This is a genomic window from Dolichospermum circinale AWQC131C, from assembly GCF_000426905.1.
GTDB classification, from domain to species: Bacteria; Cyanobacteriota; Cyanobacteriia; order Cyanobacteriales; family Nostocaceae; genus Dolichospermum; species Dolichospermum circinale.
The window spans coordinates 1-10,027 of record NZ_APIY01000400.1 but is presented as its reverse complement, the minus strand read 5'-3'; the positions used below and the strand labels follow the sequence as shown (position 1 = coordinate 10,027).

At 37.8% G+C, this 10,027-nt stretch carries 9 protein-coding genes; 2 read left to right on the top strand and 7 right to left on the bottom strand.

Annotated features, from left to right (window positions below; genetic code table 11):
- Positions 1–513: 513 nt before the first annotated feature.
- From rnc to ACIR131C_RS0100380, 5 genes are all read right to left on the bottom strand, one after another.
- A complete protein-coding gene (gene rnc, locus ACIR131C_RS0100400) occupies positions 514–1,200 on the bottom strand; it encodes a ribonuclease III (RefSeq protein ID WP_028088647.1) in 687 nt (228 codons plus the stop codon).
- A 162-nt stretch (positions 1,201–1,362) separates the two neighbouring features.
- Positions 1,363–2,115 carry a cobalt-precorrin-6A reductase gene (locus tag ACIR131C_RS0100395; protein ID WP_028088646.1) on the bottom strand — a complete coding sequence of 251 codons (753 nt, stop codon included), beginning with the start codon at positions 2,113–2,115 and terminating at the stop codon, positions 1,363–1,365.
- A gap of 90 nt (positions 2,116–2,205) precedes the next feature.
- Positions 2,206–2,799, bottom strand: a complete 594-nt coding sequence (locus ACIR131C_RS0100390; protein ID WP_028088645.1) for a hypothetical protein — start codon at positions 2,797–2,799, stop codon at positions 2,206–2,208.
- Positions 2,800–3,245: 446 nt separating this feature from the next.
- On the bottom strand, positions 3,246–3,590 hold the full coding sequence (locus tag ACIR131C_RS0100385; protein ID WP_028085048.1) for a type II toxin-antitoxin system PemK/MazF family toxin: 345 nt from the start codon (positions 3,588–3,590) through the stop codon (positions 3,246–3,248).
- The gene (locus ACIR131C_RS0100380) at positions 3,587–3,862 is read right to left on the bottom strand and encodes a ribbon-helix-helix domain-containing protein (RefSeq protein ID WP_028085049.1); all 276 of its coding nucleotides are present in this window, start codon (positions 3,860–3,862) and stop codon (positions 3,587–3,589) included. The genes ACIR131C_RS0100385 and ACIR131C_RS0100380 overlap by 4 nt, the downstream gene beginning before the upstream one ends.
- A gap of 225 nt (positions 3,863–4,087) precedes the next feature.
- On the opposite strand from ACIR131C_RS0100380, the gene ispG reads away from it, so the two are divergent.
- Positions 4,088–5,314: a (E)-4-hydroxy-3-methylbut-2-enyl-diphosphate synthase gene (ispG, locus tag ACIR131C_RS0100375; RefSeq protein ID WP_028088644.1), complete on the top strand. Its 1,227-nt coding sequence runs from the start codon at positions 4,088–4,090 to the stop codon at positions 5,312–5,314.
- A 250-nt stretch (positions 5,315–5,564) separates the two neighbouring features.
- Here the strand turns inward: ispG and ACIR131C_RS0100370 are convergent, their stop codons facing one another.
- Positions 5,565–6,332 (bottom strand): Uma2 family endonuclease, encoded by a 768-nt coding sequence (locus ACIR131C_RS0100370; protein WP_028088643.1) that lies wholly within the window; start codon positions 6,330–6,332, stop codon positions 5,565–5,567.
- A gap of 410 nt (positions 6,333–6,742) precedes the next feature.
- Between ACIR131C_RS0100370 and ctpC the strand changes: the two genes are divergently transcribed.
- Positions 6,743–8,026, top strand: coding sequence for a carboxyl-terminal processing protease CtpC (gene ctpC, locus ACIR131C_RS0100365; protein WP_028085052.1), 1,284 nt, complete (start codon positions 6,743–6,745; stop codon positions 8,024–8,026).
- Positions 8,027–8,105: 79 nt separating this feature from the next.
- Here ctpC and ACIR131C_RS0100360 read toward each other — a convergent pair whose 3' ends face one another.
- Positions 8,106–9,752 carry a metallophosphoesterase family protein gene (locus ACIR131C_RS0100360; RefSeq protein ID WP_028088642.1) on the bottom strand — a complete coding sequence of 549 codons (1,647 nt, stop codon included), beginning with the start codon at positions 9,750–9,752 and terminating at the stop codon, positions 8,106–8,108.
- Positions 9,753–10,027 lie beyond the last annotated feature (275 nt).

Here is a 10,027-nt window from a genome sequence, read left to right as displayed (position 1 = left end):
CCCTGTTCCCTGTTCCCTGTTCCCTGTTCCCTGTTCCCTGTTCCCTGTTCCCTGTTCCCTATTCCCTGTTCCCTGTTCCCTATTCCCTGTTCCCTGGTCATAACGACAATTTTTAACGCTAATCTACTTATTTGTTAATAATGTTAATAAATGTAAAGAACAGATTTCACCAGCAAAATCAAATGATATATTAAATCCATAGGACACCAAACAGATAACAAACCAACCAAAAAGGGCGAATGATCTAGTGTCCCCTGTCATCAGCCCAGCAAATTACAGCATTATTGATGATCAAGTGGCAAGTAGCCGATTGTAAGTGGCGAGGCCAAATCCCAGAGCGGAAAGACGTAGAGATGCTGTGTTTGTGTTTCCACAAGTCCACCTTTAGTAATTTAGATTCACTTACTTTACTTTAATCATTTGAAAGCTGCAAATTCACGATAACCCGGTCAATCTTGATCGGGTTTTTAGATGTTCAGAACCTGGTTAGTAATAAACTCAATACGCAATTGATTAAGTTAGTAAACCTCGTTTTTTTAATTTAGCTAGTGCGTCCTCAGCAGCAGCTTTTTCTGCTTCTTTTTTACTACGTCCTTTACCTTCACCATATTCTTTTCCATCAATTAATACCTTAGCAATAAATTCTGGGGCGTGAGATGGTCCTCCTATATGTTCTGTCACATATTTAGGAGGATTTAGAGTTACTTCCCTTTGTACCCATTCTTGCAATTGGTTTTTAGAGTCTACATTTGAGCGAGTTTCAACAATATGTTTTGATGCAGAATCAAATAATGGTTCGACAATAGCGCGAACTGTGTCAACATCACAATTATTATCTAAATAATAAGCACCAATCACTGCTTCAAAGGTGCTACTGAGTAAGTTAGGATTTTGAAAACCTCCATCTCTAATTGTCCCTTTTCCTAATCTCATTCTCAATTCTATACCTATTTCAAGGGCGAATTTGGCTAATTGTTTTTCTTCTACTAATGCAGAACGCAAACGAGTTAATTCATCCTCTCCTTTTTGGGGATAACGACAATAAAGATATTGTCCACTGATAAAATTGAGTATAGCATCACCAAGAAATTCTAAGCGTTCATTGTGTTCTCCTTCTTCTGGGTTTTCATTGACATAGGAACGGTGGGTAAGCGCTTGACGCAGAAGTTTTTCATTATTAAATGTGAGAAGTTTGTGCATTTGTTTTATATATTAACTATGTTGAAAAACTATGTTGAAAATGAAAAAACCACTAAGTGCAGTTTGTAGAATCCTCATATGACTCTTGTGGTGCGGACATCCTGTCCGCTTTAATTAGATAAATTAAAATTAATGCAGTATTGATTCAGTAATCAAACACCACTATTTTTCTTTCCCGGTCAGATTCAAAAGCCATTTTACAGCACTTTCTACGTCTGGAACTTGTTCTCCTGGGGGTATAGGTGGACGTTTGACCATCACAACTTTTATACCTAGTTTCCGGGCGGCGATAATTTTAGGATATGTGGCACTACCACCGCTATTTTTGCTCACAATAGTATCTATATTGTATTTGAGTAAAATTTCCTCTTCCTTTTCTAAATTAAAGGGACCGCGATCGCTTATGATCAAACCAGGTGGTACTATGGCATTGGCATCTGGGGGATCAATCATCCGCATTAAAAACCAAATTTCTGCTAAATTTGCAAAAGTGGCAATTTCTTGTCTACCAATTGTTAGAAATACTCGTTGAGATTGATTTGATAAGGCTGCTGCTGCGGCCAGATTATTTTCCACTTCTAACCAGTTATCACCCTCTAATTTTTCCCAAGGTGGACGAATTACCATTAGTCGCGGAATACCCACTTCCTCTGCGGCTATGGCTGCATTTGCAGAAATCTGATCAGCGAAAGGATGGGTAGCATCAATTAATAAATCAATGTGCATTTCTCGGAGATAACTAGTCAATCCGGCTACACCACCAAAACCGCCAATCCTCACATTACCAACGGGAAGGGTAGGTTTACGGGTACTACCAGCTAAAGAGGCGATCGCCTCAATACCGTGAATATTTGCTACCTTAGCAGCCAACTCGACTGCATCACCAATTCCACCTAAAATTAAAACGCGCAACATATCAATTTTGTTAACTTTGAACTTTGGATGTTTACTATTTACTGCATCAAATAAATCTGCACCTACTATGATATTTTTCACCTTTAATAACTAATGTTGATTCAGACTAGATTCTAGAGTTTTAACTTGGTTTTGTAATTTTTCCACAGTTTGTAGATGAGATTGTTGTAATGCAACTAATAACCAAATCGAACTACCAGTAAATATTGTCAGCATAGCTATTAAAAGACTTATTAGCAATTTTACCTGAAAATTCAGACGTTTGACCTGATTTTGATCTATAATTTGGGAACTAGCAGCTATATTTTCAGGTTCATTTTCTACCATCACCTCTATTTTCCGTGCTTCCTCTTGAGGAAATGCAACTTTACTTTTTAACCATCCAGTAATCAACTGAGGACAATTATTTTTAACCCATTTCCAAGCCAATATTTTCACCACTGGTTTAGATATTTTGGTCATAAATTTCAGAGTTTTATTGAGAGTTCTCAACTGAAACTTTTGGTTAATTAAATTGGTGACACCGATATCATATAAACAATCTATAAGCAACTTAATTGTGATTTCTTCATTATAAACTAAAGTTTTTATCAATATAAGCACCTCATTCATCAATTTTTCTTCTCGGTCTTTTTCTGGAGAATGTTGTGTTAAATTCTTTGATATTTTTACTGGTTCAGACATACTAGACCTCTGAAAGAATTAATTTCATGTTATCATTGGAGGTTTGCTTAATTTTAGATAAAAGTTATAATTACACCGCTATGGTTGAATTTACAATCGCAAAGAACACCCAAAAATACATAAAACCTAAAACTATTTATCATACCACAGAAACAATTGTGCAACAGATCTACTTTAATTTTGAGTATAAGTTTTGTTTTTTTAAATTGACGATATGATGTAGGGAAACTGGCGCAGATTTTCACTTCTTAATCAGGATATGATTTGATATTCAGCCAAAATCCGCTCACTTTCATCTACCTGTTGAGTAAGTTCCCGAAATACGTGGAGCGGGGATTTTGTCATATACAGCACTTATTAATCCGCAATTCTCCACGCAAATTTTCGCTTTATCCCCTTTTTAGCGGTAAAGTCTCCTGGGAATAAAGTATAATTTTAATTACTCATCACCCCGGTAGATCTAACGCAATTAACAAAGCTTGTTCCAGATGTGCCATAACAACCTCAGAAAGTACACCTCGTAATCGCAAAAAGCGGGTTTTAGATAATACCCGCACCTGATCTGCCATTGCGATCGAGTCCTTCTTGAGACCGCCATCTGGTGCTAAAATTAAAACTTGAGTGGGGTAAACTCGCTTCCCGTCTTGATAGGTGGTACAAGGTACTGCTAAAACTACTGGGCTGGATAGATTAATCACATCACGACTAACAATAATCACTGGACGAGTTCCTCCTTGTTCTGAGCCTTCAGTCGTTTCTAAACGAGCATCATACACCTCACCCCTTCTCATCTTGGAGATTCCCCTAACTGCAACGCCTCCCACTGGGCTGTAGCAAATTCTACCTCTAGTTTGAGGACTTCAGCCTGATAATCTGGATCATTAGCCATTTCTGCCAATGCGGCATCAATTTCAGAACGCTTCTGTATGGCTAGTTCCCTTCGTAAAGCCTGGGCGACAAAATCATTGCGATTTTTAGCTTTTCCTTCCATAACCGCTTTATCTGTGGCTTCTAGGAGTTCTCTGGGAATGGTTAACGTCGTGCGAACGGTTTCTGTTTTCATGGCGCGTTCATTATTTTGATGACTGAAGTGATGCCTTATATCATATCGTTTTCCGCATCACACAAAATTAAAAATTAAAAATTAGTCATTCTCAATTGTTTATTCTCAATTTTCTCGGATACTTTTCTAATTTATCACCTAAAACACCACCAATTGTGGCAATCTGAGAAGTATAAGCTCTGGCGATCTGATATTTTAATTACAGAAAATCTACCTGTTGAGATTATGCAAACTCTGTCAACTCTGGAAATTAGCAAAACTACATCTAGTCAACCAGCCTTTGATACCACTATTAAACGCCGCAAAACCCGCGCTGTCAAAGTGGGAGATGTGATCATTGGGGGGGGATACCCAGTGGTGGTACAATCAATGATCAATGAAGACACCCTAGATGTTGACGGTTCTGTAGCTGGTATTCGTCGTCTCCATGAAATAGGCTGCGAAATTGTCCGTGTTACAGTCCCCAGTCTTGGACACGCTAAAGCATTGGCAGAAATTAAACAGAAATTAATTCAAACTTATCGTGATGTACCAATTGTCGCTGATGTCCATCACAATGGTATGAAAATCGCCTTAGAAGTCGCCAAGCATATTGAAAAAGTGCGAATTAATCCAGGGTTGTATGTATTTGAAAAACCCAATACCAGCCGCACCGAATATACAAAAGCTGAATTTGACGAAATTGGTGAAAAAATCCGTGAAACTTTAGCCCCGCTAGTAATTTCCTTGCGTGATCAAGGTAAAGCCATGCGAATTGGCGTAAATCATGGTTCTTTAGCGGAAAGAATGTTATTTACCTATGGGGACACACCAGAAGGCATGGTAGAATCTGCCATAGAGTTTATCCGCATTTGTGAATCTTTAGATTTTCATAATATCGTCATCTCCATGAAAGCCTCACGAGTTCCTGTCATGGTGGCTGCATATCGTCTTATAGCCAAACGTATGGATGATTTGGGTATGGACTATCCTCTCCATCTAGGCGTGACCGAAGCAGGGGATGGAGAATATGGTAGAATTAAATCCACCGCCGGTATTGCCACCTTACTAGCTGACGGCATTGGTGATACAATTCGTGTATCTTTGACAGAAGCACCAGAAAAAGAAATTCCCGTTTGTTACAGCATTCTGCAAGCTTTAGGTTTGCGGAAAACAATGGTTGAATATGTCGCTTGTCCTTCTTGTGGACGGACTTTATTTAATTTAGAGGAAGTGCTGCACACAGTTAGAGAAGCCACCAAACATTTAACTGGTTTAGATATTGCTGTGATGGGTTGTATTGTCAATGGACCCGGAGAAATGGCCGACGCTGACTATGGTTATGTTGGTAAAACCCCCGGTTACATTTCTCTATATCGTGGTCGGGAAGAAATTAAAAAAGTTCCAGAAACCCAAGGGGTAGAAGAGTTGATTAATCTGATTAAAGCAGACGGACGTTGGGTAGAACCTTAATTTATCAAACTTTTACTTCTGTCCCCCTGTTAGATTACTTATTTTTTTAAACTAACTACAAAGAAAGTTAATAATTTTTGAGGGGGAAGGGGTAAAAAAATGATTTTTGATTTCTTCCTCAGGATGAAGATTTACAGGATTTTAGGATTTTCATAATTAGGAACTTGCCAATAAAAAACAATACCCAAAAGTTTACTAAAGTTTCCTGTGGTGCGGGCATCTTGCCCGCATCCCCTTAATAATATTATTATTACTCTAAATCAGGTTCTACACCTAATGATCTTAATTGAGCAATTAATCTTTCTGTTTTTTGTCTTTCCTGTTCAGCCTTTTGACGTTCTAATTCAGCCTTTTGACGTTCCTTTTCGACGCTGGTTAATATCCAATTTCCGTTTTGATCATACCAACGTAACCAAGGCATTGTTACACCTTGATAATTACCTACCCATACCCCCAAGCCTAATTCTATTCCAGGAATCCAAAAACGATTATCTACTAATTCTATTTCTGTAAAAATTCCCCCATTTAACTTAAACATTCTAAATTTTGATCGGTATCTGTCAAATATTGCGTAATAAGGTACTCTCAAAATTTGTTCATAAACGTGCCATTTTCCCGGCGGTTTTTCCGTATCTCGTAACCCTTGTCCTAAATCTTCTTTTTCTGTTCCTGGTGATAGCAATTCAACAACTATATAAGGGTTTACTGCTTCTTGCCACACTACATAACTTAATCTTAAATCCCTATTTTCATACAGATATGGCACTCCTAAAACTGCAAACCAGTCTGGTCTTTTATACCATGACGTATGACGCAAATCATAATAGAGATTTATGTCTGTTCCTGTAAATACTTCCTGCCAATTATAGTTAGGAGGACAAAATGTGTCTGTTAATAATTGTGGTTGAAATACATGAAATTGATCTGGCAAACCAGGTTCCTCCGAATCCTCACTAGGAAGATCATACATTGTGGGTAATGTTGCTTTAGGAGAAAGTGGCGGATCTATTTGATACATTTTTCACTATCCTAAATTTTAATAACGAACTTTCAGGCTAAGGCCATAAGTCTTACTATGGATCTAATCGTAGTTAGGACTTTAGTCCTATCTTCAAATGAAATCGTAGTCAGGACTTTAGTCCTATCTTCAAGAAACTATGATAACACTCATCAGGGCTAAAGCCCTGACTACAAACAAATGATATAATAGTTTTTTGTGACACTTGCGTCAGTCCTAGAAATAATCACTATTGGGAATTACTATTTCCTAGCTTCTATTACTTAGCTTCCGTGCTTGTTAATTACTCATCAGTCTAGCAATATACGCAAATAAAGACTAATTAGCAATTATCAATTACTAATTACGAATCATTGTGTTAGATTAGTCATACTTGACATATATTTTTTTCCTTTGACACAGCTGTCATTATGGTAATTACAAAGAGTAAGCTGGTTTTAAGTGCTACAGTGGTAACGCTTTCTACAATCGCTGTTACTAGTCTTGGTATTCATTCAATTGGTAAAGCTTCATTTAAAGACAGTCACAAGGATTTAGTAGATGAAGTTTGGCAGATTATTAACTATCGTTACGTAGATGGAACTTTTAATCAGATAGATTGGCCAGCTGTACGCAAGGAATATTTAAACAAGTCCTATACTGATGAGAAGGAGGCTTATAAGTCCATCCGGGAAATGCTGAAGAAGCTAGAAGACCCTTACACACGGTTTATGAACCCGGAGGAATTTAAAAATTTACAAGTTGATACCTCTGGAGAACTTACAGGTATTGGTATCACTATTAGTCAAGATGAAAAAACTAAACAACTGCTTGTCATTGCTCCTATTGAAGATACACCGGCATTTAGAGCGGGTATTTTAGCTAAAGATATTATTCTGGAAATTGATGGTAAAAACACCAAAGGAATGGATACAAATGATGCAGTAGCCCTGATCCGTGGCAAAGCAGGAACTAAGGTGAAACTGACGATTTTACGTAATGGCCAGAAAAAACAATTCTATATCCAACGAGCGCGAATTGAAATTCATCCTGTGCGCTATTCGGAAAAGAAAACTCCAGCGGGTAATATTGGCTATATTCGCTTAAATCAATTCAGTGCTAATGCTAGTAAGGAAATGAAAGATGCTATTCAAAACCTAGAAGCTAAAAAGGTTTCTGGATATATTTTAGACTTACGTGGTAATCCCGGAGGTTTGCTATATGCGAGTATAGAAATTGCCCAAATGTGGATGAATAAAGGCACAATTGTTTTTACTATTGACCGCCAGGGTACGCAAGATAAACAAGTAGCAAATGGCTCGGCTTTGACTAATAAGCCCTTGGTAGTATTAGTAGATAAAGGTTCAGCCAGTGCTAGTGAAATCCTTTCTGGGGCGTTACAAGATAATAAAAGGGCGATTTTAGTAGGAAATCAAACTTTTGGTAAGGGTTTGGTGCAATCTGTGCAACCTTTAAAATCTGGTTCAGGTTTGGCTGTAACTATTGCTAAATATCATACTCCCAGTGGAAAAGATATTAATAAACATGGTATTGATCCAGATGTGAAGGTAGAATTAACTGATGCCCAACGACAAGATTTATGGTTGCGTGAACGGGATAAATTAGGGACTCTTGCAGATCCTCAATTTGCGAAAGCTGTGGAATTATTAGGTAAACAAATTACTCAAAATACAAGTACAATCAAGAAAAATTAAATAAACATCTAGGTAAATTAGAGACGTTCCATAGACCGTCTCTAGCCATGAACTATCTCACCCTATCACTTGACAACAATCAGGATTTCAACTTAAATTCATCAAACTTAACAACTCCAGTATCGGGTTTTCTCGTATCAAAACGATAGCTACTAATTGTCCCTGTTCCTGTGTCGAAAATGCTAAAAACTGTAATATCATTACTGGCAATATAAGGCTGTGGTTGACCATTTTCTCCTAATAAGGGCGAAATAGTTGGTACTATCGGTTGTAAACCATTGGGATCACCAATTGCGATACTATCTTTTTGATAGTTATTTGGTATTTTTCGCTGTCTTTCCCCCCAAGCAGCACCATAAGAGTTACCGACATTAGATGTTTCTAAAAAGTGCATTCCACTAGCACTGATAAAACGATTCCATAAATGGGAATGTCCATAAAATACTAATTGCACTTTAGCAGTTTCTAATAGGGGAATAAGATCACGAATAATATAATCTTGATCTTTGGGATATTGATAATTTATGGATGCGATTTTTCCGGCATCATTATATTCTATTATTCCTATGGGATGAGTATAGGGTGGAGTAATATTATCACCCAATGTATGGGGTGGATGATGAAACATGACAACTTTATATTTTGCTGCTTGAAATTCTTGGCTGTTGAGTTCTTGTTTTAGCCAATTATATTGTTGACTACCTGCAAAAATTGGTTCATAAATAATTTGTCCATAACCCCAATTTTCTGGATGATTAAAGTCTTTTTCTGCTTCTTGATATCGCCCCTTAGTATCTCGATCTAATCTAGGACTACGCCACATATTCGTAACATAAAGAACAACAAGACGCACATCTCCAAAAGTAACAGCATAGTAGGTTTTTCCCCCTGGTTGACTTTCAGGTAAAGATAAAATTTCCTCATAAGTGTCAGTATTAAAGGAATGATCTTTTAAGGATTTTTCGCCAGATAATTTTTTAGCAATTTCCCGGGGAATAGTATCATTAAATTCATCATCTAAACTTGCTGTTCTTTGAAATCTACCCATAACTTCATGATTACCAATACAAGTAAACATGGGTGCATTTTGAATAATTTTCCCTCCTGTATAAGTGACCTTAACTCCATTATGTTCTATCTGATATTTAGCGTGACCTTGTAACCCAGGAAAGAAAGCATTACCTCGATTATCATCAAACCATTCAGAAGCCCGGTCTGAAACATTGACTAAATCACCCGCAAACCATACTCCGTCCACTTGTCCTACTGTTTCGACAACCTTTTGTAGATTTGCGGCCGTCATGGGTTTTAGTTGGTGGTCTGAGGTGAGGAGGATTTTTAATGGTGTTCCCGGTTGGGGAGTGGTTGTCAGGGTAAAAATTTCGCTACGGACACTTTGACCATCTTCCCTAACACTAGTAACGCGATAGGGAACTCGTACACCTGTAGTTAATTCTGTCACTAGGGCTTCATGTCGCCAAATATGACGTTGAACGGGTTTTTGGTAAATTTGCCCGTTTTGAGTCTGATTCCCGACTCGTGATTCTTGGTCTTCTCTGGTGCGACTGAGTTTGGTAGTATGGGCTAGGGAAGTTTTCTGGAGATTTTCTCCGTAGCTAACTGAATGATGCTCACCAAGAAACTCAGTAAACCACACTACTTGTACTGTTGTTGCGGTTGGTAGTTGTAAAAATGGATCTGTCAGCAATTCTGGTGCTGATTTCATGATTATTTGCCCAAAATAACTCAAGTTTGCTATAACTATATTACGCAAGGGCGATGATCGCCCTGTTAACATCTTAATTTAAGAATAAAAATAAATTCCTATTGACAACGCTTCTACAGCCGTTGAACTATTGTTCAGTTGACAAATTTGAGAGTCTGTCATACCATGTCAAAAAACAAAACCCCCACTAAATAAATAGAGAGGGTGATGTGGTTGTAAATAATAAACCTGGCATCGAGCTATTTTGACATGGGGCTACCCCCAAACTATCGTCG

Excerpts from the sequence above, each read along its gene's own strand:
- ACIR131C_RS0100390 (WP_028088645.1), bottom strand. The coding sequence starts at position 2,799 with ATGTCTGAACCAGTAAAAATATCAAAGAATTTAACACAACATTCTCCA.
- ctpC (WP_028085052.1), top strand. The coding sequence starts at position 6,743 with ATGGTAATTACAAAGAGTAAGCTGGTTTTAAGTGCTACAGTGGTAACG.
- ACIR131C_RS0100395 (WP_028088646.1), bottom strand. The coding sequence starts at position 2,115 with ATGTTGCGCGTTTTAATTTTAGGTGGAATTGGTGATGCAGTCGAGTTG.
- rnc (WP_028088647.1), bottom strand. The coding sequence starts at position 1,200 with ATGCACAAACTTCTCACATTTAATAATGAAAAACTTCTGCGTCAAGCG.
- ACIR131C_RS0100370 (WP_028088643.1), bottom strand. The coding sequence starts at position 6,332 with ATGTATCAAATAGATCCGCCACTTTCTCCTAAAGCAACATTACCCACA.
- ACIR131C_RS0100380 (WP_028085049.1), bottom strand. The coding sequence starts at position 3,862 with ATGAAAACAGAAACCGTTCGCACGACGTTAACCATTCCCAGAGAACTC.
- ispG (WP_028088644.1), top strand. The coding sequence starts at position 4,088 with ATGCAAACTCTGTCAACTCTGGAAATTAGCAAAACTACATCTAGTCAA.
- ACIR131C_RS0100385 (WP_028085048.1), bottom strand. The coding sequence starts at position 3,590 with ATGAGAAGGGGTGAGGTGTATGATGCTCGTTTAGAAACGACTGAAGGC.
- ACIR131C_RS0100360 (WP_028088642.1), bottom strand. The coding sequence starts at position 9,752 with ATGAAATCAGCACCAGAATTGCTGACAGATCCATTTTTACAACTACCA.